The organism is Streptomyces sp. NPDC001678, assembly GCF_042892945.1.
Taxonomy (GTDB): Bacteria; Actinomycetota; Actinomycetes; order Streptomycetales; family Streptomycetaceae; genus Streptomyces.
The window spans coordinates 51751-77027 of sequence record NZ_JBIAUP010000001.1 but is presented as its reverse complement, the minus strand read 5'-3'; the positions used below and the strand labels follow the sequence as shown (position 1 = coordinate 77027).

The window sequence follows — 25277 nt, the reverse complement described above, 5'->3', positions numbered from 1 at the left end:
GTCAAGGGTTCGGGCGCAACCCGTGGACGAACCGCGGGTAACGGTCCCTGCGATGCGCGGGCCGCCGCCGGAAACCCGTCTAAGGTGGGGCACTGCGCGCCCGGGACCGCGGCGCGGCCGTCACGACGAGGAGATGCCCCCCTGATGTCAGGAGACCGCCCGACCATGCCGCCGGTGCGGCTCCCCTCCGACGCGGAGCTCGCGCGCGACGCGCTCTCCGCGCCGCTGTTCGTCCGCGCCGCGAAGCTCGCCCGCTGGGCCGGCGAGGGCACCCCGGTCGGCGCGGGCGGCGAGCTGCTCGCCGGGCAGCTGAAGACGGCGACCGGGCTGCTCGGCCTGGAGGACGACGAGGACGGCCCGGCCTACGCGGCCGAGGCCTGGCAGCTGGCGCTGGACACGGGCCTGGTCGAATTCACCGAATCCCCCGACGAGCCCGCCGACGCCACCTCGGACGAGCCCCACGGCACGGCCGTCGCCGGCGAGGAACTGGCCACGCTCACCTCCGGCAGCCCCCAGGACATCCTGGACCTGTGGCTCGGCGGCCTGGAGACCGTCCTGGCCGACGCCGCCGCGCCCGACCTGGGCGACCTCGTCGAGCAGCTCTCCGAGACCGGCGACGGCGACCTCGACCTCGACGCGATCGACTGGAACCCCGAGGAGGAGGCCGACTTCCTCGACGGCGTCCTCGGCAACCTCTACCTGCTGACCGCACTCGACGAGGGCTCGCCCGACCGCCCCGTCCCGCTGCCCGCGCTCGCCGCCTCCATGATCGTCCCGGATGACATGGACGAGCCCACGGACGACGTCCTGGAGGAGGTCTCCGACGCGATGATGCGCCTGGACGACCAGTTCCGGATCCTCGCGCCGACCGGCCTGGTGCGCTACCAGCCGGTGGACGAGTCCCTGATCGAGGTCGTCGACGGCGAGGGCCACATCCGGGAGTCCGTCGACGGCGTGACCTCCGACCTCCCCGAGGAGGAGGACGTCAGCCGCTACGGCATGGTGGCCCTCACCCCGCTCGGCCTCTTCGCCGTACGGTCCCGCATGCTCGACGCCGGCATCGACGCCCCGGCCGTCGGCGACCTCGCCGAGTCCTCCGCCACCGACCTCCTCGCGGCGCTCCCCGGCCACCCCGGTTTCGCCGTGCGCGCCGAGGCCGAGCTGTGGCTCGCCCGCCGCACGCCGCTCGACGCGGCCCGCGAGCTGCTCGCCGCCGCGCGCGGCGCGGACGAGGAGGCGCCGGGGCGCCGCCTCGTGTGCCAGCAGACGCTCTCCCTCGTCGGCGCCGAGGCCGAGCCCGCGCTCCGCGAGGTCCTCGACGACCCGCAGCTCGGCGGCCTCGCCCGCGTCTGGCTCGCCGAGCACGGCGCGACGGACGTGCCGCCGCCCGGCGAGGACATGGTCTTCTGGCTGACCGTCGACACGATCGCCGCCCGGCTGGACACGGAGGCGGACGACCCGGAGGAGCTCCGGGAGCTCGTCGAGAGCCTCGTGAGCGGGCACAGCGGCTTCTTCGACACGGTGTGGCGGGTGGAGCACCCGGCGACGGCGGACGTCCTGGAGGCGATGGGGAGGCTCCACCCGGACAAGGCGACGGCGAAGGCGGCGCGCAAGGCGGCCTTTAAGGCGCGGTCGCGGGGCTAGCGCCTGCCGGGTTCCGCGGGCTTTCCGGCTGCCCGCCGGTGGGGGTTTCCGCGCCTGGCGGCGCGGGGTGGGGTGGGCGCGGCCCGGTGGTCCGGTTTGTGCCCACCCTCCCCCAGCTACCGCTGGGAGGTGCCCCCAGCCCTGCGGAACGCCTGCCCACAAACGGTCAGCCCCGTGAGGGCCCGTCCACCCCGCCCCGCCCCCGACCCACCCACAACGCTCAGCGGGAATCCCCCGCGACCCACCGCGTTGACCCAAAGGTGACGTACAAGCTCTCCGTACTCGACCGTTCCCGCACCCGTCAGGGCGAGGAGCCCGGGCAGGCGCTGCGGGACACCGTGCGGTTCGCGCGGGAGGTCGAGGCGCTCGGCTACCACCGCTTCTGGGTGTCCGAACACCACAGCGTCCCCGGCGTCGCCGGCTCCGCCCCCGCCGTGCTCGCCGCAGCCGTCGCCACCGCGACCTCCCGCATCCGCGTCGGCACCGGCGGCGTGATGCTGCCCAACCACCGCCCCCTGGTCGTCGCCGAACAGTTCGGCGTGCTCGCCTCCCTCTTCCCCGGCCGGATCGACATGGGCCTCGGCCGCTCGGTCGGCTTCACGGACGGCATCCGACGCGCCCTGGGCACGGCAAAGGACGCGATGGGCGACTTCGCGGGCCAGCTGGCGGAACTGACCGGCTGGTTCACGGGCGAGCCCACCCCGCACCCCGGCGTCCACGCGCTGCCCGCCGAGGGCCTCCGCCCACCACTGTTCGTGCTCGCCAACAACGCGGGCGCCGACACAGCCGCCCGCGCCGGAGCCGCCCTGGTCATCGGCGGCCTCAAGGGCGAAGGCGCGATGACGGCCGCCGTGGAACGCTACCGGGCGGCCTTCACCCCCTCCGCGTGGTGGGACGAGCCCTACGTCGTCGTCGCCGGCAACGTGGCCGTCGCCGGGACCCGCGACGCCGCCCGCCGGCTCTTCGTCCCCGAGGCATGGGCCCTGGCCCACTCGCGGACGCACGGGGCGTTCCCGCCCCTGCGCCCGGCCGAGGAGATCGAGGAGACGCTGGTCCCGGCGATGACGGACCGCGAGCGCGGGTTCTACGAGGCCGGGCTGCGCGGCCACATCCACGGCACCGAGGACGACGTGACGGCCGCCCTCGACGCCCTCGTGGCCCGCACCGGGGCCGACGAGGTACTGGTCACGACCAGTTCGTACGACCGGGACGCGCTGCTGGACTCGTACCGGCGCCTGGCCCGTTCCTCCCGTTCCTAGAGCGCCTGCGCCGCCGGCTTCACCAGGTCCCGTACCGTCTTGGACTTGACGAAGTCGCCCAGGGCCGTCATCTCCCACTCGCCCGAGTACTGGCGGATGAACTTGCACATCAGGACGCCCGTCTGGGGCTCGGAGCCGGTGAGGTCGAAGCGGACGAGCTCCTCGCCGGTCTGGGCGTCCAGCAGGCGGCAGTACGCCTTGGCGACCTCGGTGAACTTCTGGCCGTTGAAGGAGCTGACGGTGAAGACGAGGCCCGTCACCTCGGGCGGCAGGCCGCCCAGGTGCACGGTGATGGTCTCGTCGTCGCCGGAGCCCTCGCCGGTGAGGTTGTCGCCGGAGTGCTGGATGACGCCGTTGAGGATCTGGAGCCGGCCGAAGTAGCAGGCGTCGATCATGTTGCGGTCGGGGCCGTAGGCGATGACCGAGGCGTCGAGGTCGATGGCCCGGCTGTTCCAGGCGGGCTCCCAGCCGAGGCCCATCTTGACCGAACGGGTCAGCGGCTGACCGCCCTTGACCAGGGAGACCGTCTCGTTCTTCCGGAGGCTCACCCGGCCCTTGTCCAGGTTGATCTTCCCGGGGACCGCGGGCGGGGCGGCCGGGGCCGGAGGAACCACCGGAGCGGCCACCGGAGCCGGAGCGGCCACCGGAGCCGGAGCAGGCGCGGGCGCCGCCGCCGGCTCCTCCACGCTCACCCCGAAGTCCGTGGCGATGCCCGCCAGACCGTCGGCGTATCCCTGACCCACCGCGCGGAGCTTCCACGCGCCATTGCGCCGGTAGATCTCCACGACCACCAGTGCCGTCTCCGTGTTCAGCCGGGGCGGGGTGAACGTGGCGATCACCAAGCCGTCGTCCGCGCCGCGCACGGTGGCCGTCGGCTCGGTGCCCGCGAAGGTGGCGCCCTGGGCGTCCGGGCTCGCGGTGACCACGATCTTGTCGATGCCGGCGGGGACGGCCGCCGTGTCGACGACGATCGCGTCGGGCGTGGCGCCGGAGGCGGCGCGGTGCGTCACACCGGGGGCGCTGGGCTGGTTGTAGAAGACGAAGTCGTCGTCGGAGCGCACCTTGCCGTCGGCGGTGAGCAGCAGGCCCGAAACGTCGAGCCGCACGGGGGCGGTGACGTCCACCGTCACACGGGTGACGGAGAGCGGGATGTTCGAGCCGGGTGTCATAGCGGTCATGTACCAGGTAACGAGCCTTGGACCTTTACGGTTCCATGACCCGGAGGTCGAATCGGGCCGGGAATATTCGAACGCGGCCGGAAGCTGTGCAACTCGTCATTCGACTTTGATCATGGGGGGGCATATGTCGGACAACGGCAACGCGCATGTCGCACATAACGCACATGTCGCGCAGGGTACCGTCGCCGAGGGCTTCGAGCCCGTGCGCGAGGCGTTCGAGGCCACGCTGGCCGAGGAGCGCGCCGGGCACTCGGCGCAGCTGGCGGCGTACGTGGACGGCAAGCAGGTCGTGGACCTGTGGGGCGGGCCCGGGATCACGGGGGACTCGCTCACCGGTGTGTTCTCGTCCAGCAAGGGCGCGGCGCACCTCGTCGTCGCCCTGCTGGTGCAGGACGGCACGCTGGACCTGGACGAGGAAGTGCGCCACTACTGGCCGGAGTTCGGCTCGGCGGGCAAGGAGCACGTCACCCTGCGCGACCTGTTGACCCACCGCGCGGGCCTGGTCGGCGCCGACGGCGGGTTCACCCCGAAGGAGCTGGCCGACGACCGGCTGATCGCCGAGCGGCTGGCGGGCCAGCGCCCGTACTGGCGCCCGGGCACGGCCTTCGGCTACCACGCGCTGGTGATCGGCGCCCTGACCGGCGAGGTCGTCCGCCGGGTCACCGGGCAGACGCTTCAGGAGGTGTACGAGGAGCGGATCCGCGCCCCGTACGGCCTGGACTTCTACCTGGGCCTGCCCGAGGAGCAGGAGCACCGCTGGCTCTCCACCCAGCCGATGGACCCCACGCCCGAGCAGAAGCGGGAGAAGGCCCTGGGCGCCGCCGGGCCCGAGAGCCTCTGGGGCATAGCCTTCAACGTCAACCACCCTGAGCACCCGACGGACCTCGAGTCCTTCCCCAACTCCCGTGAGGTGCGTGCCGGCGGTCAGGCCTCCGCCGGCGGTGTGGCCTCCGCCCGGGGACTGGCCCGGATGTACGCGGCGGCGATCAGCGAGGTCGACGGGAAGGCGCCGCTGCTCACCGCCGAGACGGCCGCTCGTGTCGCGGAGGTCCACTCCTTCGGGCCCGACCTGGCCCTGAGCGGTGTGATCCACGCCTTCGGCCTGGGCTTCGCCGCCACGGCTGTGGATTACCCGTTCCTGGGCGCCCGTTCGTTCGGGCACAGCGGTGCGGCGGGCTCGCAGGCCTTCGCCGACCCGAGCGTCGGCCTCGCCTTCGGCTACAACCGGCGCCGGTTCGCCTTCCCGGGCGGGGCGGCCCCGGAGGTGGGCGTGCTGGCGAAGACCGTCCGCGACTGCGTGGTGCGGGTCACCCCCGCCTGACGCGGGGCGGGGCGGGGTGACCGGGCAATCCCGTTCCGGGCAATCGGGCGGGTGGGTGGGGTAGAACCGCGCCGAAGGCGCGGAAAACCCCCGTCAGCGGGGGCTGACGAACCCGCATTCGTACGCGGCGATGACCGCCTGCGTACGGTCCCGTACGCCCAGCTTGGCGAGCACGCCCGCCACATGGGTCTTGACCGTGGCGGGCCCCAGCGCCATCCGCGTGGCGATCTCCGCGTTCGACAGGCCGGTCGCCAGCAGCCGCAATACCTCCGCCTCCCGTTCCGACAGCTGTTCCCGCAGGGCCGCCGCCCTGTCGTCGCTCCTGGGAGCGGCGTGGGCGGCGGCCAGGGCGCGTACGGCGGCGGGGAAGAGCAGCGAGTCGCTGCGGGCCACCAGCTTCACGGCCTGGACGAGTTCGTCGGCGCCCGCGCGTTTGAGGAGGAACCCCGACGCTCCGGCGCGCAGCGCGTCGTAGACGTAGGCGTCGTTCTCGAAGGTGGTCACGACGACGACGCGCGGCGGGTCGTCCATGCCGGCCAGGATCCGCTCGGTGGCGCGGATGCCGTCGACCTCGGGCATCCGGACGTCCATCAGCACGACGTCGGGCCGCAGCGCGCGCACCACCGACACCGCCTCGGCGCCCGTGGTCGCCTCGCCGACGACCTCCACGCCCGGCTCGGCGCCCAGGATGGCCCGCAGGGCGGTGCGGACGAGGTGTTCGTCGTCCGCGAGGACGACGCGTATCGGGTCGGCGGAGTTGGTGGACGGGGTCACCGGGCCTCGCCCCGCAGCGGCAGCCGGGCCGACAGGCGCCATACGCCGTCGTGTTCGCCGGCCTCGCTGGTGCCGCGCAGCAGCCGGGCGCGCTCGGCGATGCCGGTGAGGCCGCGGCCGCCGCCGGGGCGGGGGACGCCGGCCCGGGCACCGGGTTTCACGGGGTTCTCCATCAATATCTCCAAGGTGTCGTCGTGCACGGCGACGCGCAGCCGCACGGGCAACCCGTCCGCGTGCCGCAGGGCGTTGCCGAGACCTTCCTGCACGATCCGGTAGGCCTCGCGGGAGGGCACCGGGGGGATCTTCTCCAGACCGCCGGACGGCAGGACGCACTCGACCGTGCCGCCCGCCGCACGGGTACGTTCCAGCAGGCCGCCGACGTCGGCCAGGGTGGGCGCCGGGGCGGTGGGGGAGGAGCCGTCCTCGCGCAGCAGCCCCAGCACGGCGTCGAGTTCGCCGACCGCCTCGCGCGCGGCCTCCTCGATCGCGGCCAGGGCCTGCCGGGCGAACTCGGGGTCGTGGTCCAGGACCCGGCGCGCGGCGCTCGCCTGGAGGCTCACCGCGCTGAGCGCGTGCCCGACCGAGTCGTGCAGCTCGCGCGCCAGCCGGTTGCGCAGGGCCAGCCGGTGCGCGTGCTCCTCGGCCGCCACGAGCCGGTCCGCCGCCGTGGGACCCAGCAGGACGGGCGCCCAGCGCGCCAGCAGCGAGCCCGCCGCCCAGGAGGTGGCGACGACCAGCGTCAGCAGCGCGCACCCGGCCAAGGGCGCGAGCAGCACGCCCGGCCCGGTGAAGACGCGCAGCCAGGCGACCTCGGCGAGCTTGCCCTGCCCGTCCAGGAACGGCAGGGCGATCAGGTACAGCGCCGCCGGCGGCGTGGCCAGCGACATCCCGCTCACGACGGCCCCCACCGCCAGGTGCAGCGCGCACCACGCGGCCGTCCGGCCCCGGGCGGCCCACGACCGGCCGGGCTCCAGGGCCAGCGCCTCCCGGGGCACCCCGCACAGCACCCGGGCCGCCTCGCCCTCGAAGGGGCGGACGAGCGGATGCAGCGCCGTGACGGCCACCGGGCCGAGCGCGAGGAACAGCACGCCGAACTGCCGGACGAGGGAGGAGGAGAAGAGGATGTTGCCGTCCGGCCGGAACAGCGACACCAGCGTGTTCGTCAGCAGGTAGAACGGCATCGACAGGGCGCCGCCGAGCAGCAGGTGCACCCAGCGCAGCCGGGCGCGCCGGCCCAGCGCCGCGCTCATGGGGCGCCGGAGCGCGGCCGTCACCATCACGCGCACAGCGTAGATCACTTGCGTCCGGAGGCTTTCGGCGCGGAGCCGGTGATGATCGGCTGGTGATCGGACGCGAGTGACGGCGGGCTCGTACAGTGCCTGCATGGACAACGGCGCGGTGCTGCACATCAAGGGACGGATACTCGTCGGACCGGACCCGGTGGACGGGGTGCGCGACGAGCTGTGGGTGGTGGGCGGGCGGATCACCTTCGACCGGCCGGCCGGGGCGAAGGACGTCACCACCGTCGAGGGGTGGGTGCTCCCCGGCCTGGTGGACGCCCACTGCCACGTGGGACTCGACGCGCACGGCGCGGTCGACGACGCGACCACCGAGAAACAGGCGCTGACCGAGCGTCACGCGGGCGCGCTGCTGCTGCGCGACGCCGGATCCCCCTCCGACACCCGCTGGATCGACGAGCGCGAGGACCTGCCGCGCATCATCCGCGCGGGCCGGCACATCGCCCGTACCCGCCGTTACATCCGCAACTACGCGCACGAGATCGAGCCCGAGGACCTGGTGGCCTATGTGGCGCGCGAGGCGCGGCGCGGGGACGGCTGGGTGAAGCTGGTGGGCGACTGGATCGACCGCGAGACGGGCGACCTGGGGGCCTGCTGGCCGCGCGGCGCGGTCGAGGCCGCCATCGCCGAGGCCCACCGGCTGGGCGCCCGGGTCACGGCCCACTGCTTCGCCGAGGAGACCCTCGCCCCGCTCGTGGAGGCGGGCATCGACTGCGTCGAACACGCCACGGGGCTGACCGAGGAGACGATCCCGCTCTTCGCCGAGCGGGGCGTGGCCATCGTGCCGACGCTGGTCAACATCGCCACCTTCCCCGGGCTCGCGGAGGGCGGCGAGCGCAAGTTCCCGCGCTGGGCGGACCACATGCGCCGGCTGCACGCGCGCCGCTACGCCACCGTGGGCGCCGCCTACGACGCGGGAATCCCCGTCTACGTGGGTACGGACGCGGGCGGATCGCTGCCGCACGGACTGGTCGGCCAGGAGGTCGAGGAGCTGGTCAAGGCGGGCCTCCCGGCGTCGGCCGCGCTGTCGGCGGCCACGTGGGGAGCGCGGGAGTGGCTGGGCCGGCCGGGCCTGGAGGAGGGCGCCCCGGCGGACCTCGTCGTCTACGACGCCGACCCGCGCGCGGACGTACGGGTGCTCGGCGCGCCGAGCAGGGTGGTGCTGCGGGGGCGCGTGGTGGCCTGAGCCTGGGGCGGAGTGTGCCGCGCGGGCACTTCTGCGACAGTTGGCTCGAATGCGGATGCGAAACCCACCCTTTGGAGTGAACTGGCGGTAGAGCGCCGCCCGTTCACCCTCCGGGCATCGAACATTGCGGAGTCAAGTCGTCGGCGCGCGATGTCCCCCATTGGCGCGCCGGCGGCTCCTTTCTCCCGTGGGGGTTCCACACACGTGTTCAGCACCACCAGCTCTTCCTTCGGCATGCCCGCGCACCGGTTCACGGCCCTGGCCGCGACGGTCACCGCGACCGCGCTCGCCCTGGCCGCCGCGCCCGCGAGCGCCACCGGTACCGCCACCGGATCCGGGTCCGGCCGGGCCGACGCGACCGTCCTGCGGACCGGGCTCGACGTCTCCCTGCTCGGCAAGGCCGCGCACGTTCCCGTCGAGGCCGTCCTCAACGACGTCAAGGCGCCCGCCGACGCCTCGAACGACGCCTCGAAGACCGCGCTCAGCGTCACCCTCGACGGCATCGAGGGCGGTGAGGCCGTCGACATCCTGCGCGCCGACGCCGCCACCGCCCGCGCCACCGCCGACCGCCGGGCCGCCAAGGGCTACGCCAACCTCGCCCACGCCAAGGTGCGCCTCCCCGGCCTGCCCCTGCGCTCGCTCGTCGAGATCCAGCAGGTCACCTCCGAGGCCGTCTGCGAGGCGGGCGCGAAGCCGAAGGCCACCGCGAACCTCCTGGGCTCCGTCTCCGTGCTCGGCAAGAAGGTCACGCTCACCCCGAACGGCCCGACCAAGGTGACCGTGCCGGGGGTGGGGGACGTGCGGCTGGACCTGTCGAAGACCGTCACCACCTCCCGCACCGCCGCCGCCACCGCGCTCGACCTCGACGTCTCCGTGGACCCGCTGGCGCTGGGCGTGGCCAAGGTGGTGGGCAAGGTGACGCTGGTACGGGCCTCCTGCGAGTCCCCGGCGGACCGGCCCTCCGACCCGGTGAAGCCCGGGGACGGTCCGGGCGCGCCCGCGAAGAGCGGCACCGGTACGGAGGCCAAGCAGGCGGCCGCCGGACGGACCGGCGAACCGGCCGGGCAGGACCTCGCCGAGACCGGCGGCGGCTCCGCCACCCCCTACCTCGCGGCCGCGGCCGGGCTGCTGGTCGTCGGGGGAGGGGGTGCGCTCATCGCCGCACGGCGCCGCAAGGAGAACGGGCGGGAGTCCGAGGGCTGAGAGCGCGGAGGCAGGGCGGGGTGAGGACGGGGCTCGGCCCGGCGGTGCGCTCAGCTCAGCGCGCCGCCGGTGCCTCGGCCCGGCCGTCGCCGACGGCCCTGTCCTCAGCGGCCCCGCTTCCGGCCCGGCGGCCGCCCAGGTCGTCGAGGGCTGTCCGCAGGGCGGTGACGAAGCGGTCCGACGTCGCGCGGTCCCGGACCGCCAGGCGGAGGTAGTCCGGCCCCAGCCCCGGGAACGTGTCGCCCCGGCGCACCGCGAAGCCGAGGCCGCGCAGCCGGGACCGCACCGTCGCCGCCCCCGGCAGCCGGACGAGGACGAACGGCCCGGCCGCCGGGCCCCGCACGGTCAGCTCCGGGAACTCCGCGAGCCGCGCCAGCAGATGGGCCCGGTCGGCGGCGGTCACATGCGCCGCGAGCGCGGACTCGGCCACCGCGCGCGGCGCGCTGCACGCCTCCGCCGCCACCAGCGCCGGCGACGACACCGGCCACAGCGGCTGGGCGCGCTCCAGCGTGGCCACGGTGTCGGGCGCGGCGAGCACATAGCCGACACGCAGCCCCGCGAGGCCCCAGGTCTTGGTGAGGCTGCGCAGTACGACGAGCCCCGGCAGGTCCGTGCGGGAGGCCAGTGATTCCCGCTCGCCGGGCACCGCGTCCATGAACGCCTCGTCCACCACGAGGATCCGGCCCGGCCGCGCCAGCCGGGCCAGGGCCGAGGCCGGGTGGAGGATCGAGGTGGGGTTGGTGGGGTTGCCGACGACCACCAGATCCGCGTCCCCGGGCACCGCGCGCGGGTCGAGCCGGAACCCGTCCTCCGGGTCCAGCACCACGCGCTCCACCGCGTGCCCGGCGTCCCGCAGGGCCGCCTCCGGCTCGGTGAACTGCGGGTGCACCACCACGGCCCGGCGCACCGGCAGGGCCCGCGCCAGCAGCACGAACGCCTCCGCCGCCCCCGCCGTCAGCAGCACCCGCTCCTCCGGCAGCCCGTGCCGCGCGGCGACGGCCCGCCGGGCCGCCCGCCCGTCCGGGTACGCCGCGAGCGTGCCCAGCGACTCCGCTATCCGCTCCCGCAGCCACTCCGGGGGCGTCCCGGACCGCACATTGACGGCGAGGTCGGTCAACTCGGCGCCCATGCCGCGTACTTCCACGTCCCCGTGGTGCCGGAGGTCGGGCTCGGGGGACGACGCGTGAGGGGCGCGCGCGGATTGCGATATGTGCATGAAATCAGACGGTACAGGCGATCGCGCACGTCGCTCGCCCGGACTTCCGCTTCCCGACGAGAAGGACACCGCCGGCCCCCGCCGACAGCAGCGCGGCGGCCTCCGCGACACCGGGCGCGCCCGTCGCCCTGCGGGCCGCTTCGGAGGGGTGGGGCACCGGCTGGGCGGCGAGCGCTTCGGCGCCGTACGCGGTCAGGGGCACCCCGAGGTGGTGGGCCGCCGCGAGGAGCCCGGGCTCGTCCGCCTTGACGTCGACGGTCGCGAGGGCGGCGATCGCGGCGGCGTCGGCGCCGCTCTCCTGGAGGGCCCGCCCGATGAGGGCGATCACCTCATCGGGGGACACGCCGCGGCAGGCGCCGACGCCGATGTGGAGGGTCGTCACCCCGTGCTGCCCGCTCCCGCGACGAGGCGGGAGGCCGTGCCGGGGGCGCCCGCCCAGTGGGTGTGGAGATAGGAGGCGTGCACGCCTCCCTGTACGAAACCCTCCACCTGGCGGCGGGGGTGCGTGATCCCCCACGCGGGGGTGGCGCCCGCCGTCGGCTCGATCACCGTGCGGTGGAACTCGTGTCCCCGGACGCGGGTGCCCGCGGCGGCGAGCGGGCTGTCGGTGAGCGCGACGGCCTCGCGATAGCCGAGGGTGAGGCGCTCCGACATGCGGGCGTCGGCGTCGAGGACGCCGCACATGGGTTTGCCGTCGAGGCTGCGGGCCAGGTAGAGCAAGCCCGCGCATTCGGCGGCGATCGGGGCGCCGGTCGAGGCGAGCGCCGCCACGGCCGCGCGGAGCGGCTCGTTCGCGGAGAGCTCCGCCGCGTACATTTCGGGGAAGCCGCCGCCGATGACGATGGCCGATGTGCCGGGCGGGAGCGACTCGTCCCGCAGCGGGTCGAAGGTCGCTACCTGTGCGCCGGCGGCGGTGAGCAATTCGGTGTGCTCGGCGTACGCGAACGTGAACGCCGGACCGCCGGCTACGGCGATCACGGGGGCACGGTTCGGGTGCGGGTCCGTCGTCGCGTTGTGCCCACCCTCCCCCATAGCCTGAACGGCATGGGAGGTACCCCCATCGCCCTGCGGAACGCCTGCCCACAACGCGGGGTTCCACGCTTCCTCCGGCAGCGGCGGTGCGCTGCGGGCCAGGGCCATCAGGCCCTCCAGGTCGCAGCCCTGGCGGACCCGTGTGGCGAACTCCGCCACCGCGTCCACCGCGTCCGCTCGTCGTTCCGCGACCGGGACCAGGCCCAGGTGGCGGGACGGCGTGTGCACCTGCCCGGCGCGTCGCACCGCGCCCAGCACCGGTACGCCCGATTCCCCCAGCGCCTCCCGCAGCAGCTCCTCGTGGCGGTCCGAGCCGACCTTGTTGAGGATGACGCCCGCGACCCGTACCTCCGGGTCCCAGGAGGCGAAGCCGTGCACCAGGGCCGCCACGGACCGCGACTGCGACGACGCGTCGACGACGAGCACCACCGGCGCCCGCAGGAGCTTCGCCACATGGGCCGTCGAGGCCAGCTCGCCCTGCCCGCTCGCGCCGTCGTAGAGGCCCATGACGCCCTCGACGACCGCGAGGTCGCAGCCCGCCGCCCCGTGGAGGAACAGCGGGGCCACGCGCTCCGGGCCGCACATGTAGGCGTCGAGGTTGCGGCCCGGGCGGCCGGTCGCGAGCGCGTGGTAGCCCGGGTCGATGTAGTCCGGCCCCACCTTGTGGGGGGAGACCGCGAGCCCCGCGTCCGCGAAGGCCCGCATCAGCCCGGTGGCCACCGTGGTCTTGCCGCTGCCGGAGGCCGGCGCGGCGATGACCAGGCGGGGGACGTGCGTACTCACCACTCGATGCCCCGCTGGCCCTTCTGGCCCTCGTCCATCGGGTGCTTGACCTTGGACATGTCCGTGACCAGGTCCGCGAAGTCGAGGAGCTTCTGCGGGGCGTTGCGGCCGGTGATGACGACGTGCTGGGTGCCGGGGCGGTCCCGCAGCACCTCGATCACCTCGTCCGTGTCGATCCAGCCCCAGTGCATCGGGTACGCGAACTCGTCCAGCACGTACAGCTTGTACGACTCGGCCGCCAGGTCGCGCTTGACCTGCTCCCAGCCCTCGCGGGCCTTCTCCTCGTTGCTGAGTTCGGAATCGCGCTGGATCCAGGACCAGCCCTCGCCCATCTTGTGCCAGTCGACCGTGCCGCCCTCGCCGGAGGCGCCCAGCACCCGCAGCGCGTTCTCCTCGCCGACCTTCCACTTCGCGGACTTCACGAACTGGAACACCCCGATCGGCCAGCCCTGGTTCCAGGCCCGCAGCGCCAGCCCGAAGGCGGCCGTCGACTTGCCCTTGCCGATGCCGGTGTGGACGAGGACCAGCGGCCGGTTGCGGCGCTGACGTGTGGTGAGCCCGTCGTCGGGTACGACGGTCGGCTGTCCCTTGGGCATTACGCGGCCCTCCGTGAGTCGGTGTTCCGTACGGTGCGTACCAGCGCGGAGACATTCTCCGCGCGCAGATCGTCGAGCGTCACCACCGGCCCGCCGAGCGCCCGGCCCAGCTCGCCCGCCAGGCCGAGCCGCACCGGCCCGGCCTCGCAGTCCACGACCACCGAGGCGACGCCGGAGCCCGCGAGCAGCCCGGCCGCGCGCTCGGCCCGCGCCAGCGGCTCCACGCCGCCCGTCGCCCGCCCGTCGGTCACGACGACCAGCAGCGGACGGCGCGAAGGATCGCGCATGCGCTCCACGCGCAGCACCTCGTGCGCCTGGAGCAGGCCCGCCGCCAGCGGCGTCCGGCCGCCGGTCGGCAGCTTCTCCAGCCGGGCCGCGCCCGCCTCCACGGACGACGTCGGCGGCAGCGCCACCTCCGCGCCGGCGCCCCGGAACGTCACCATCCCGATCTTGTCGCGGCGCTGGTAGGCGTCCATCAGCAGGGAGAGCACCGCGCCCTTGACCGCGCTCATCCGCTTGCGGGCCGCCATGGAGCCGGAGGCGTCCACGACGAACAGCACCAGGTTCCCCTCGCGCCCTTCGCGCACGGCCTCGCGCAGGTCGTCGCGCCGGACGACCAGCCCGGGACCGCTGCGGCCCCGCACCCGCTGGTGCGGGGCGGCGGCCTGGACGGTCGCGGCGAGGTGCAGCTTCGACAGCGCGCCCCCGCGCGGCCGGCGCGCCCCCGTCGTCCGGCCGTGCGCCGTGAGCGCGCGCGAGCGGCGCCCGTCGGCGCCCTCGCCGAGGCCGGGGACGGTGAACCGCCGGGTCCGGAACGGCTCCGCCGCCGCCACGGCGGGGGTCTCAGGGGCCTTGGGAGCCTCCCCGCCGCCGTCGCTCCCGGAGGCCGACGCCTCCTGTGGGGCGGGCTCGCGCCGCTGCGGCGGTACGTCCGTGGTGGCGGCCGGTGCGTCGCCGGCGTCCTGCGGGGGCTGCCCACCGCCGTCGGGGCCACCGTCCGGTCCGTTGTCCGGGCCGCCGTCCGGGCCACCGCCGGGGTCTTCCGGGCCCTCGGGCCCGTCCCCGTCCGGCTCCGGACCGTCCGGCTCCGGATCCGGCTCCTCGTCCTCGAACCCCGCGAGGATCTCGTCCAGCCTGTCCTCGTCCAGGCCGGGCGCGTCGAACGGGTTCCGGCGGCGCCGGTGCGGCAGCGCCAGCAGCGCCGCCTGCCGTACGTCCGCCGTCGTCACATCCGTACGCCCCGCCCAGGCGGCCAGCGCGGCGGAGGTGCGTGCTGTCACGATGTCCGCGCGCATGCCGTCCACCTCGAACCCGGCGCACACCGCCGCGATCCGGCGCAGCGCGCCGTCCCCGAGCCGTACGCCCGGCAGCAGCGCCCGCGCGGCGGCGATGCGCTCGCGCAGCGTGTCCTCCTCCGGCGCCCACTTGGCGGCGAAGGCCGCCGGGTCCTCGTCGAAGGCGAGGCGCCGGCGCACGACCTCGACGCGCTCCTCGGTCTCGCGGGAGGCGGCGACCTCGACGGTCAGCCCGAAGCGGTCGAGGAGCTGCGGGCGCAGCTCGCCCTCCTCGGGGTTCATGGTGCCCACGAGGAGGAAGCGGGAGGCGTGGCGTACGGAGACGCCCTCGCGCTCGACGGAGGAGACGCCGGTCGCCGCCGCGTCCAGCAGGCTGTCCACGAGGTGGTCGCCCAGCAGGTTGACCTCGTCGACGTAGAGCACGCCCCGGTGCGCCGCGGCCAGCAGGCCGGGCTCGAACGCCTTGACGCCCTCGCCCAGCGCCCGCTCGATGTCGAGCGAGCCGACGAGGCGGTCCTCGGAGGCGCCGACGGGCAGTTCGACCATCCGGGCGGGGCGGACGGCGCTGTCATCGACACCGTCGCCGCCGCCGTGCGGCCCGTCGGGGCAGTGGGGGTCCGGGGCCGCCGGGTCGCAGGAGAACCGGCAGCCCGCGACGGTCACGACCTCGGGCAGCAGCGCGGCCAGGGCCCGGACGGTGGTGGTCTTCGCGGTGCCCTTCTCGCCGCGCACGAGGACACCGCCGATCGACGGCGAGATCGCGTTGAGCAGGAGGCCCAGCCGCATGTCGGCCATGCCGACGATCGCGGTGAAGGGGTAGGTGGACGAGGACATCAGCGGTTGCCTCCCTGGGGGGAACGAATCAGTGGCGGCGCCCCGGGCGGTATGAACGGCAGTCCGCCCGGCACCCCGTCCTCGATCAGGCGCAGCAGCGCGTCCGTGTCCGCGTGCTCCTCGATCAGATCGCCGAGCCGGTCGAGCTGTTCCTCCCGCAGCGCGGCGAACGACGTGTCGGGGGCGGGGACGAACGCCCGTCCGGCCGCCTTCGCGACCTCGCGCAGGAACGCCCGGCGGAAGCCGTCGCTCTCCAGCGAGCCGTGCCAGTGCGTGCCCCACACCGCGCCCACCCGGCAGCCGTCCAGGCTGTGTCCTTTGTCATCAGAGATGAACGCCTCGGCCCCGCCCAGCACCTCGGCGACGCCGTGGTGGATCTCGTACCCCTCGACGTGCTCGCCCAGGGCCTCGCCGACCGGGCGGGCCAGGGTCTTCCCGACCGCGAACCGCACGCGCACCGGCAGCAGGCCCAGGCCCTCGACCGTGCCGGCCTTCGACTCGACCTCGTCGTCGATCCGCTCGCCCAGCAGCTGGAAGCCGCCGCAGATGCCCAGCACCGGGCGGCCCTCCGCCGCCCGCCGTACGAGCGCGTCGGCGAGCCCGCGTTCGCGCAGCCACGCGAGCGCCCGTACCGTGCCGCGCGTGCCCGGTACGACGACCAGGTCGGCGTCGGCGAGCTCCTCGGGGCGGTCCACGAACCGCACGACGACGCCCGGTTCGGCCGCCAGCGCGTCGACGTCCGTGAAGTTCGACATCAGCGGCACCGCGCACACGGCGACCCGCAGGACGTCCGCGCCGTGCGGCGGGGCGACCACGGACTCGCGGACCGCGCCGCGCAGGGACACGCGCAGGCCGTCCTCCTCGTCGATGCCCAGGCCGTGGGCGAACGGCAGCACGCCGAACGTCCGCCGGCCCGTCAGGTCGCGCAGCATCTCCAGCCCCGGCTCCAGCAGACTCACGTCGCCCCGGAACTTGTTGACCACGTAACCCGCTATCAGCTCCTGGTCCTCGGGGGAGAGCAGCGCTGTCGTACCGAAGAAGGAGGCGAAGACACCGCCCCGGTCGATGTCGCCGACCACGACCACGGGCAGGCGCGCGGCCCGGGCGATGCCCATGTTGACGATGTCGGAGCGGCGCAGGTTGATCTCGGCTGGGCTGCCGGCCCCCTCGCAGATCACGGCGTCGTGGGTGCGCCGCAGCTCGGCCAGGCACTCCGTCACCGTGCCGAACAGCTGCTCCTGGCGGCCCGCGTGGTAGCCGCGGGCGCTGAGCTCGCCCACCGGCTTGCCCATGAGGACGACCTGGCTGCTGCGGTCGCTGCCGGGCTTGAGCAGCACCGGGTTCATGAGGGCGCTCGGCTCGACGCGGGCGGCGGCGGCCTGCATGGCCTGCGCGCGCCCTATCTCCGCGCCGTCGCGCGTCACGAAGGAGTTGAGGGACATGTTCTGCGCCTTGAACGGCGCGACCTTGACGCCCTTGCGGACCAGCCAGCGGCAGATCCCGGCCGTGACCACGCTCTTGCCCGCGTCCGAGGTGGTCCCGGCCACCAGCAGGCCCCCGCCCGGCGGGCCCGTACGCCCGCTCCTGTCGGCTGTCACCGAGACTGTCACCGATTCCTCCCCGCCTTCCTGAACAGGCTGCCCACCGTACGAACCGCAACCGCCGTCCCCAGGGCCAGCAGCGACACCCGGCGCGAGAGCCGGACCGCGCGCTCGATGTCGGCCGTCCGCACGGGACGGTTCTCCCCGCCCAGTACGGGGCGGTGCTCGACGCGCCCGGCGTAGGCGAGGGTGCCGCCCAGGCGGACGCCCAGGGCCCCGGCGAAGGCGGCCTCGACCGGCCCGGCGTTGGGGCTGGGGTGGCGGGAGGCGTCGCGCCGGGCCACGCGCAGGGCGCCGCGCGGATCGGGCCCGGCGAGGACCGTGAGCGCGGCGGTCAGCCGGGCGCCCGGCCAGCCGACGACGTCGTCGAGCCGGGCCGACGCCCAGCCGAACCGCCGGAGCCTGGGCGACTTGTGACCCACCATGGCGTCGAGGGTGTTGACCGCCCGGAAGCCCACGAGCCCGGGCACGCCCCCCAGGGCGCCCCAGACGAGGGCGCCCACGACGGCGTCGGAGGTGTTCTCGGCGACGGACTCCACCACGGCCCGGGCGATCTGCTGCGCGTCCAGCGCCTGCGGGTCGCGGCCGCACAGGTGCGGCAGCCGCTCCCGGGCGACCTCCAGGTCCCCGGCGGCCAGCGCCCCGCCGATGGCCCGGGCCTCCCGGCCCAGGGACGTGCCGCCCAGGACGGACCACGTGACGGCGGCGGTCAGCGCGATGTCGGCCGCGCGGTGACGTCGCGCGGCACGGGCCAGCAGCCCGGCCCCGGCGACCGCGCCACCGGCGCAGACCAAGGTGTGGAGGGTGCCGTAGCCCCGGTGGTCGCGCCACAGCCGCCGCTCGACGGCCTGCGCGGCCCGCCCGAACGCGGCCACGGGGTGACCGCGGCGGGGGTCGCCGAGGAGCTGGTCGCAGGCGAAGCCCAGGGCGGCGCCGTACGCGAAGGAAAAGCGATCGCTGCCGGGCATGGCGAAGCGGTGTCCTCACTCAGGGTCCGCGCCCTGGCTCGACGTCGACCGGCGACCAGAGTCTCCTGGCTCCCGGATCCGCGCCGCCCCCGGCCTTCCGGCTCGCGCCGTGGCCATCGGTTGGGGGGACACTCCCCGGTGACAGTGGCGGGACCGCGCCGGATTCGCACCGGCTTCCTCTGCTGTCGCCGTTTGGCTCCGGAAGTCCACCATGGGGCGGGAAGGGGCGTCAACTCGCCCTGACCTGCGCTCCTACTGGCGCCGTCGGGCCGACCTCAAGACATATGCGCCGCTCTCTCGCCCACGGCCCGGACGCCCGGCAGCGCGCGCCGACGACGGAGGGGCGGGCGGGAGACGACGGAGGGGCGGGACCGGAGAACCCGGTCCCGCCCCTCCGCGAACGCACGCGGTGTGCCCGTCAGGCGACGATCAGATAGATCCCGTAGCCCACCGCCGCCGCGCACAGCGCGAAGCACGCGTACGCGCCGGTGCGGGTCAGAAGAGGCGAGCCGGTCGCGGAAGTGGCGCCCGCGGCCTCCGGCTTGCGGGACGTGCCGAGGATGCCGAGCGTGAAGACGCCCACGAGGCCGACGGTGACCACGAGGCTCACGCCGAAGACCTGGCCGAGAGCTGCCCAGTCGATGTGCATGGTGGTTCTTCCTCCGTTGCCCGGCGTCAGCCGGTCGTCGCGGCGGCGGGGGCGGCCGGGGTGGCGGGTGCCGGGGTGACCTGGGCGGCGGCCGGGGTCAGGGAGCCGGCGGGCGGCGGGGCCACGGCCTGAAGGGCGGCCGTGACGACACCGACGGGCTCCTCGGGGAGGCCCTGCGGCGTGCCCGGGTCGTTGACGTTGTCGTGGGTGACCGGCTTGCGGCGCGAGGCCGCCCAGATGGCGCCGGAGACCCCGAGGCCCAGGACGGCGACGGCGGCGATGCCCCAGTCGCCCTGGTCGGCCAGGAGCGCGGCGCCGGCGGCGACGAGGCCCGCGGCCGGGAGGGTCAGGCCCCACGCGGCGACCATGCGGCCAGCGGTCGACCAGCGCACCACGCCGCCCTTGCGGCCCAGGCCGGAGCCCATGATCGAGCCGGAGCAGACCTGGGTGGTGGAGAGCGCGAAGCCGATGTGCGAGGAGGCGAGGATCACGGTCGCGGCACCGGTCTGGGCGGCGAAGCCCTGCGCCGGCTTGATGTCGGCGAGACCCTTGCCGAGCGTCTGGATGATGCGCCAGCCGCCCAGGTACGTACCGAGCGCGATGGCCAGGCCCGCGGAGACGACGACCCACAGCGGCGGGTCGGAGTGCGGGGCGACGACGCCGCCGGTGACCAGGGCCAGGGTGATGACACCCATGGTCTTCTGGGCGTCGTTGGTGCCGTGGGCGAGGGAGACCAGGGCGGCCGAGGCGATCTGGCCGGCGCGGTAGCCCTTCGCGGTCTCCTGCTCGTCGCGGCCCTTGGTCAGGCGGAACGTCAGGCGGGTGGCGGCCCAGGCGGCGATGCCCGCCACGATCGGGGCGGCGACCGCGGGGATGAGGACCTTCATGACGACCTTGTCGGCGTTGACCGCGTCGAAGCCGACGGACGCGACGGTGGCGCCGATCAGACCGCCGAAGAGGGCGTGCGAGGAGCTGGAGGGCAGGCCCGCCAGCCAGGTCAGGAGATTCCAGACGATCGCGCCGACCAGCCCGGCGAAGATCACCTCTGGTCTGATGCCGGCACTCTCATCGATGATGCCTCCGGAGATCGTCTTCGCGACCTCGACGGACAGGAACGCCCCGACCAGGTTGAGCACGGCCGACATGGCCACTGCGGTCTTGGGCTTGAGCGCTCCGGTCGAGATGGTGGTGGCCATGGCGTTGGCCGTGTCGTGGAAGCCGTTCGTAAAGTCGAACACCAAGGCCGTGACGATCACGATCCCGATGAGAAGCGTGATGTTTTCCATTCACCCAGGCAATCAGTTCGATGGTCAGTACGCGGCGACCGTAGGGACTCCGGGTGAACGGAAGGTGAACTGGCTCGGGCCCCCCGATGACACCGCCCGGAGGCGAAGATCATGAAGACCGGTGAGCAGACCCCCGCCGCACCCGACGACATCAGCCGGACCTGGGCCGATGTCGTGGCCACGGCCCGCAGGAGCACCGCCGACCGACTGGTCGTCGGCACCTCGGGAAACGTCTCCGCAAGGGTCGGTGACGTGGTCCTTGTCACGCCCAGCGGGGTGCCCTACGACCGGCTCGGCCCCGGCGACGCCGTCGGCGTCGACCTGGACGGCCGCCAGGTCCTCGGCGAGCTCGCCCCCACCAGCGAACTGCCCATGCACCTCGCCGTCTACCGCGCCACCGACGCCGCCGCGATCGTCCACACCCACGCCACCCACGCCACCGCCGTCTCCACGCTCGTCGACGAGGTGCCCCTGATCCACTACATGGCCGCCGCCCTCGGCGGACCCGTCCGCGTCGCCCCCTACGCCCTCTACGGCACCGACGAGCTGGCCGCCCACACCCTCCGGGCCCTCGAAGGACGCACCGGCTGCCTGCTCCGCAACCACGGCACCCTCACCCACGGCGCCACCCTGGAGGCCGCCTACGACCGCACCGCCCAGCTGGAGTGGATGTGCCGGGTCTGGCTCACCGCCTCGTCCGTCCCCGGCCGCACCCCCACCCTGCTGAGCCCCGAGCGGCTGGCCGAGGTCGCCGCCAAGTACCGGGGCTACGGACAGCCCGGCTGAGCCGAGTCGCCCGGCGGCCCGCACGGGACCAGACTGGAGGGGATGGGCCTGAAAGGAGTGGCGGCCGTCGCCGCCACCACGCTGATCGGTGCCGGGGCCGCCGTCGTGGCGGCCGGACGGTACGCCGGCGACGCCGCCCTGCGGACCCTGCCCGGCCACCCGCCCCCGGGCGAGCACCGGCTCACCGTCCACGACATCACCCCCGGCACCGCCACCACCCCCGGCACGATCACGCTCACCCGCGCCCCGGCCACGCTGCGCCCCGGCACCTACGGGCTGGCCGGCCGGGGCCTGGCCGCCGTCGTAGGCGACGTCGTCGCCGACGTCTCGCACCCCCACGACTGCGTGGTCCGGCACCTGGAGCGCGTCACCCACGGCGCCCCGGCCCCCGGCGACCGGGTCTGGCTCACCCCGCAGACCCACCGGGGCAACCCGCGCGACGCCCTCGGCCTCGACCACGCCGACGTGGAGGTGCCCGGCGAGCTCGGCCCGCTGCCCGCCTGGTTCGTGCCCGGTGCCCGCGACACCTGGGTGATCGCCGTGCACGGCCTGGGCACCACCCGGGAGCACACCATGACCGTGCTGCCGTTCCTCCACCGGCAGCGCCTCCCCGTCCTCGCCCTCTCCTACCGGGGCGACCCCGGCGCCCCCCGCCCGGCGCATGGAATCAGCCACTTCGGCGCCCGGGAGTGGCGGGATCTGGATGCCGCCGTCCGCTACGCCGTCCGCAACGGCGCCCGTCGCGTCATCCTGTACGGCTGGTCCACGGGCGCGACGATGGCGCTGTTCACCGCCCTGCGGGACACCGGCTCCGCGCTGAGCGACCGCGTCGCGGGCGTCGTCCTGGACGCGCCGCTCCTCGACTGGCCCGCCGCGCTGGCCGCCCTGGCCGCCCACCGGCTCCCGGCCGCGCTCATTCCGCTTGCGGTCCGGGCGACGGAGGGACGCACCGGTCTGGCCCCCGAGGGCCTGCTGGCCGCCGCCGACCCCACCCTCCTGGACGTCCCCGCCCTCGTCGTCCACGGCACCGACGACCCCATCGCGCCCCTCCTCCACTCCCGTGAACTCGCCGCCCGGCGACCGGAACTGATCACGCTGCGGACCGTTCGCGGAGCGGGCCACGCGGCCTCCTGGAACGTCGATCCCACGGGCTACGAAGAGGCCCTGCGGCGCTTCCTGACCCCCCTGATGTAGGGCGCGAACAGGGCGCTCGCGCCTCGCACACACCCCCCGTATGACGTCCCACCACAGGTCGCCGACGGCTGGATAGTTGATTCCGATTGGGTTTTCGGAGCGTGAACGGCAAGACTGCTCCTGTGACGTCCCGTACTCCGCGCGACTCCCGGCTCAGACTCGTCCCCCGACAGCCGATCACCGCCGCCCGCCGGGCCGTGGCGAACCGGGGCGCCCGCCCGGCGCCCCGCCCGCCCGCCGGCACCCCGGCCCGGCCGGAACTCGCCCGCCAGGCCAGAGCCTGGCTGGCCGGCGCGGTCCGCCTGGCCCGCTGGGCGGCCGACGAGTGCTCCCGGGGCACGACCCTGCGGCCGGGCGCCGGCGGCGGCCTCGCCGCCGAGGAGGCCGAGCGCGCCGCGGCCGCCCTGGACCTGCCCCCCGCCCCGGTGCGCACCGACTGGGACCGCGCCCGGCTCGCCGGGCTGCTGGAGCTGCACGGCGGCACCGCCCGCCCCGGCTGGCGGCTCACCGCCTGGGAGCGGGACGACAGCGCCGTGCTGCGCGGCTGGGTCGCGCTCTTCGACGCCTGGTCCCTGGCCCACCCCGAGCCCCCCGGCACCGACTCCACCATCGCGGCCGAGGTCGTCGAGGCCGCCCCCCAGCTGCTGTCCGTGATGCACCTGTCCGCCGGGCCGGTCTCCGTGGCGATGCTCCTCGACCTCCTCCAACAGCGGGTGGCCGAGATCCGCGCCGAGCGGTGCGAGATCCCCTACGACGCGCCGGTCCCGCCGGGCGCCTGCCCCGCCGTCCCGCCCGCCCCCACCGCCGGCGACCCGCTGCCGGGGCTGCTGGACTGGGCCCTCGAAGGGCTCGCCTCGGTCGGCGCGCTCGTCATGCGCGGCGGCACCGGCCCCCGCGCCGAGGCCCTGCTCACGCCGCTCGGGAACTGGGCGGTGTGGGTCAAGCTGGAGCAGATCTGCGTGGCAGCCCAGAGCCCCGCCGGGAACATCGAGCTGTCCGCCGAGGCCATGCTGCGCGGCTGCGCCGACCTCACCCCGGGCCCCGCCCGCGCCGAGTACCGCGCCTGGCTCGCCGCCCGGCCCGTGCGCAGCGCCGTCACGGAGCTGCTGGACGCGGCCCGGGGCGACGACGCGATGGTGCGCGGCCTGGCCTTCGAGGCCCTGCGCGCGGTGGGCGCCCCCGCCGAGCCGGCGGTCCGCTCGTCGGCCGAGGAGCCGGTACTGCGCCCGTACGCCCTGCTGTGGCTCGCCGAGCACGAGGGGCACGACCCGGAGGAGGCCGCCGAGGTGCTCAGCCGGGAGGAGGCGACCTGGCTGTGGGTGGACACGGCGGCCGCGGTCGCGGACCACGGGGAGAGCCGGCTGCTGGTGCGGCACCTGGACTCGGCGGTGCAGGGGACCGTGCCGGGGCTGCTGGAGGAGGTACGGGCGGTGGGGCATCCGCGGACGGTGCAGGTGCTCGTTGCCTTGGCGGCGGCGCATCCGGACCCGGCCTTGGCGAAGGCGGTGCGGCGGGCCGCATTCCAGGTGCACACCGGGGGTGCGTAGGGAGGCGTTTCCCGGGGCTCCGCCCCGGACCCCGCTCCTCAAACGCCGGAGGGGCTGGGGTGGCTAAACGCCGGAGGGGCCGAACTGGGGCCCCTTCGGGGCGTACGTTCCGAAGCTCCAGACGTTGCCCTCGGCGTCCCGGGCCATGTAGTCCCGGGAGCCGTACTCCTGGTCCGTCGGGGGCATCACGATCTCCGCGCCGTGCTCGACGGCCCGGCGGTGGTGGGCGTCGGTGTCCTCGACGACGACGTAGACGCCCGAGGGCCCGCCGCCCGCCATGGCCTCGTCGAAGACACCGCCCCGGCCCTTGGAGCCGATCATCACGATGCCGTTGCCGTAGACGAGCTCGGCGTGGAGGACCGTGCCGTCCTCGCTCTCGTAGAGCGCGCTCTGGGCGAAGCCGAAGGCCTCCGTGAGCAGGCGGATCGCCGCCTTCGCGTCGTGGTAGAGCAGCGCCGGGCTGACGGCCGGCGCTGCGATGTGCGGGTCTGCCATGACGTTCACTCCTCAGCGGAAGGTGTCGCAGCGGGCCATGTCGCCCGTGGTGTAGCCGGTGGTGAACCACTGCTGGCGCTGGGCCGCCGAGCCGTGCGTCCAGCTCTCCGGGGTGACCCGCCCCTGGAACTTCTCCTGGATGCGGTCGTCCCCCACCGCGGCCGCCGCGGAGAGCCCGTCGTCGATGTCGGCCTTGGTCAGCTGCTTGATCAGCGGCCGGCCGGTGGACTTGTCCGGGGTGGTCGTCGCGTGCTTGGCCCAGACCCCGGCGTAGCAGTCGGCCTGGAGCTCGACCTTGACCGAGTTGCTGCCCGCCCCCGTGAGCCGGTCCTGGGCGCGGGAGAGCGTGCCCTGGAGGTTCTGGATGTGGTGCCCGTACTCGTGGGCGACGACGTACGCCTGGGCGAAGGGGCCGCCGCTCGCGCCGAACTTGGATTTCAGCTCGTCGAAGAAGCCCAGGTCCAGATAGACCTTGCGGTCGCCGGGGCAGTAGAACGGCCCGACCGCCGAGGTGGCGGCCCCGCAGGCGGTGTTCGTCCGGCCGGTGAAGAGGACCGTCGAGGCGGGTGTGTACGTCATGGAGCGCCGGGCCAGCTCCTGGCTCCAGAACGACTGGGCGCTGTTGACGATCGCGACGATCCGGCAGTCCTGGCGGGTGTTGGCGTCCTTGCCGGTGCGGCAGGTCCGGGAGACCTGCTGGTCCGTGCTGGGCGACGCTGCGGGGCCCGGCCCCTGGGAGCTCAGCCCCAGCTCGTTCGGCCCGATGCCGAAGAAGAGCCCCAGGGCCAGCGCGATCAGCCCCACGATGCCACCGCCGATGGTCAGCCCACCGCCCGGGATGCCACCGCCCCGCTGGTCCTGCACCTGGGAGGTGTCGAGGTCCGCGTCGTCGTCGAACTGCACGTGCCCACCGCCTCTCGGCTCCACCGCTCACCGGTAAGGGCTGTCCACCCCGAGTATCGGCGAATCGCCCCGGCCCCGCGCTCTCCGGCACGTCCGGGTGTGGCGGGTGACCCGCGAATCGGCTTGCGCGCCCCCGTTAGACTGGTCCGTATGGCATTCCTCCTCGTGCATTAGACGGCGTCATCGCGACCGAGTCCGTCCCTCCGCCGTCCATCACTGCCCAGGAGTA

At 74.8% G+C, this 25277-nt stretch carries 22 protein-coding genes and 1 riboswitch; of the genes, 8 read left to right on the top strand and 14 right to left on the bottom strand.

Going from position 1 to position 25277, the window contains the following annotated elements:
* Positions 1-144: 144 nt before the first annotated feature.
* Together ACFYZR_RS00395 and ACFYZR_RS00390 are read left to right on the top strand one after the other, a co-directional pair.
* Entirely contained in the window at positions 145-1644 is a 1500-nt protein-coding gene (locus tag ACFYZR_RS00395) for a hypothetical protein (RefSeq protein ID WP_391902767.1), read from the top strand.
* 260 nt (positions 1645-1904) lie between these two features.
* Positions 1905-2903 carry an MsnO8 family LLM class oxidoreductase gene (locus ACFYZR_RS00390; RefSeq protein ID WP_391902764.1) on the top strand — a complete coding sequence of 333 codons (999 nt, stop codon included), beginning with the start codon at positions 1905-1907 and terminating at the stop codon, positions 2901-2903.
* Here the strand turns inward: ACFYZR_RS00390 and ACFYZR_RS00385 are convergent.
* Positions 2900-4072: a TerD family protein gene (locus ACFYZR_RS00385; RefSeq protein ID WP_391904294.1), complete on the bottom strand. Its 1173-nt coding sequence runs from the start codon at positions 4070-4072 to the stop codon at positions 2900-2902. The genes ACFYZR_RS00390 and ACFYZR_RS00385 overlap by 4 nt on opposite strands.
* 133 nt (positions 4073-4205) lie before the next feature.
* On the opposite strand from ACFYZR_RS00385, the gene ACFYZR_RS00380 reads away from it, so the two are divergent.
* A complete protein-coding gene (locus ACFYZR_RS00380) occupies positions 4206-5402 on the top strand; it encodes a serine hydrolase domain-containing protein (RefSeq protein ID WP_391902760.1) in 1197 nt (398 codons plus the stop codon).
* A 93-nt stretch (positions 5403-5495) separates the two neighbouring features.
* On the opposite strand, the gene ACFYZR_RS00375 is transcribed toward ACFYZR_RS00380, so the two are convergent.
* Positions 5496-6176: a response regulator gene (locus ACFYZR_RS00375; RefSeq protein ID WP_391902758.1), complete on the bottom strand. Its 681-nt coding sequence runs from the start codon at positions 6174-6176 to the stop codon at positions 5496-5498.
* A complete protein-coding gene (locus ACFYZR_RS00370; RefSeq protein WP_391904291.1) occupies positions 6173-7453 on the bottom strand; it encodes a sensor histidine kinase in 1281 nt (426 codons plus the stop codon). The genes ACFYZR_RS00375 and ACFYZR_RS00370 overlap by 4 nt, the downstream gene beginning before the upstream one ends.
* A 106-nt stretch (positions 7454-7559) precedes the next feature.
* Here ACFYZR_RS00370 and ACFYZR_RS00365 point away from each other — a divergent pair, with 106 nt between their 5' ends.
* Together ACFYZR_RS00365 and ACFYZR_RS00360 are read left to right on the top strand one after the other, a co-directional pair.
* Positions 7560-8660, top strand: a complete 1101-nt coding sequence (locus ACFYZR_RS00365) for an amidohydrolase family protein (RefSeq protein WP_391902755.1) — start codon at positions 7560-7562, stop codon at positions 8658-8660.
* Between the two features lie 204 nt (positions 8661-8864).
* Positions 8865-9863, top strand: coding sequence for an SCO1860 family LAETG-anchored protein (locus tag ACFYZR_RS00360; protein WP_391902753.1), 999 nt, complete (start codon positions 8865-8867; stop codon positions 9861-9863).
* 55 nt (positions 9864-9918) lie between these two features.
* Here ACFYZR_RS00360 and cobC read toward each other — a convergent pair whose 3' ends face one another.
* The 9 genes from cobC to ACFYZR_RS00315 form a co-directional block, all read right to left on the bottom strand.
* A complete protein-coding gene (cobC, locus tag ACFYZR_RS00355) occupies positions 9919-11079 on the bottom strand; it encodes an Rv2231c family pyridoxal phosphate-dependent protein CobC (RefSeq protein WP_391902751.1) in 1161 nt (386 codons plus the stop codon).
* Between the two features lie 4 nt (positions 11080-11083).
* Positions 11084-11461 (bottom strand): cobalamin biosynthesis protein, encoded by a 378-nt coding sequence (locus ACFYZR_RS00350; protein ID WP_391902747.1) that lies wholly within the window; start codon positions 11459-11461, stop codon positions 11084-11086.
* Positions 11458-12897: a cobyrinate a,c-diamide synthase gene (locus tag ACFYZR_RS00345; protein WP_391902744.1), complete on the bottom strand. Its 1440-nt coding sequence runs from the start codon at positions 12895-12897 to the stop codon at positions 11458-11460. Before ACFYZR_RS00345 ends, ACFYZR_RS00350 begins: the two co-directional genes overlap by 4 nt.
* Positions 12891-13490: a cob(I)yrinic acid a,c-diamide adenosyltransferase gene (gene cobO, locus ACFYZR_RS00340; RefSeq protein WP_391902741.1), complete on the bottom strand. Its 600-nt coding sequence runs from the start codon at positions 13488-13490 to the stop codon at positions 12891-12893. The genes ACFYZR_RS00345 and cobO overlap by 7 nt, the downstream gene beginning before the upstream one ends.
* On the bottom strand, positions 13490-15619 hold the full coding sequence (locus ACFYZR_RS00335) for a putative cobaltochelatase (RefSeq protein WP_391902738.1): 2130 nt from the start codon (positions 15617-15619) through the stop codon (positions 13490-13492). The genes cobO and ACFYZR_RS00335 overlap by 1 nt, the downstream gene beginning before the upstream one ends.
* Positions 15619-17229, bottom strand: a complete 1611-nt coding sequence (locus ACFYZR_RS00330; protein ID WP_391902735.1) for a cobyric acid synthase — start codon at positions 17227-17229, stop codon at positions 15619-15621. The genes ACFYZR_RS00335 and ACFYZR_RS00330 overlap by 1 nt, the downstream gene beginning before the upstream one ends.
* Positions 17226-18188: a cobalamin biosynthesis protein gene (locus tag ACFYZR_RS00325; protein ID WP_391902732.1), complete on the bottom strand. Its 963-nt coding sequence runs from the start codon at positions 18186-18188 to the stop codon at positions 17226-17228. Before ACFYZR_RS00325 ends, ACFYZR_RS00330 begins: the two co-directional genes overlap by 4 nt.
* Before the next feature lie 58 nt (positions 18189-18246).
* Positions 18247-18369, bottom strand: a riboswitch (cobalamin riboswitch).
* Between the two features lie 237 nt (positions 18370-18606).
* Positions 18607-18837, bottom strand: a complete 231-nt coding sequence (locus ACFYZR_RS00320; RefSeq protein ID WP_391902730.1) for a hypothetical protein — start codon at positions 18835-18837, stop codon at positions 18607-18609.
* 26 nt (positions 18838-18863) lie between these two features.
* A complete protein-coding gene (locus tag ACFYZR_RS00315; RefSeq protein ID WP_391902727.1) occupies positions 18864-20123 on the bottom strand; it encodes an anion permease in 1260 nt (419 codons plus the stop codon).
* A 111-nt stretch (positions 20124-20234) separates the two neighbouring features.
* Here ACFYZR_RS00315 and ACFYZR_RS00310 point away from each other — a divergent pair, with 111 nt between their 5' ends.
* The 3 genes from ACFYZR_RS00310 to ACFYZR_RS00300 all read left to right on the top strand — a co-directional run bounded on the left by ACFYZR_RS00310 (position 20235) and on the right by ACFYZR_RS00300 (position 23650).
* The gene (locus ACFYZR_RS00310) at positions 20235-20909 is read left to right on the top strand and encodes a class II aldolase/adducin family protein (RefSeq protein WP_391902725.1); all 675 of its coding nucleotides are present in this window, start codon (positions 20235-20237) and stop codon (positions 20907-20909) included.
* Positions 20910-20951: 42 nt separating this feature from the next.
* A complete protein-coding gene (locus tag ACFYZR_RS00305) occupies positions 20952-22103 on the top strand; it encodes an alpha/beta hydrolase (protein ID WP_391902722.1) in 1152 nt (383 codons plus the stop codon).
* A 122-nt stretch (positions 22104-22225) separates the two neighbouring features.
* Entirely contained in the window at positions 22226-23650 is a 1425-nt protein-coding gene (locus ACFYZR_RS00300; RefSeq protein ID WP_391902719.1) for a hypothetical protein, read from the top strand.
* Positions 23651-23713: 63 nt separating this feature from the next.
* On the opposite strand, the gene ACFYZR_RS00295 is transcribed toward ACFYZR_RS00300, so the two are convergent.
* Together ACFYZR_RS00295 and ACFYZR_RS00290 are read right to left on the bottom strand one after the other, a co-directional pair.
* Positions 23714-24145 (bottom strand): VOC family protein, encoded by a 432-nt coding sequence (locus tag ACFYZR_RS00295; RefSeq protein ID WP_391902717.1) that lies wholly within the window; start codon positions 24143-24145, stop codon positions 23714-23716.
* 12 nt (positions 24146-24157) lie between these two features.
* Entirely contained in the window at positions 24158-25048 is an 891-nt protein-coding gene (locus ACFYZR_RS00290) for a neutral zinc metallopeptidase (protein WP_391902714.1), read from the bottom strand.
* Positions 25049-25277 lie beyond the last annotated feature (229 nt).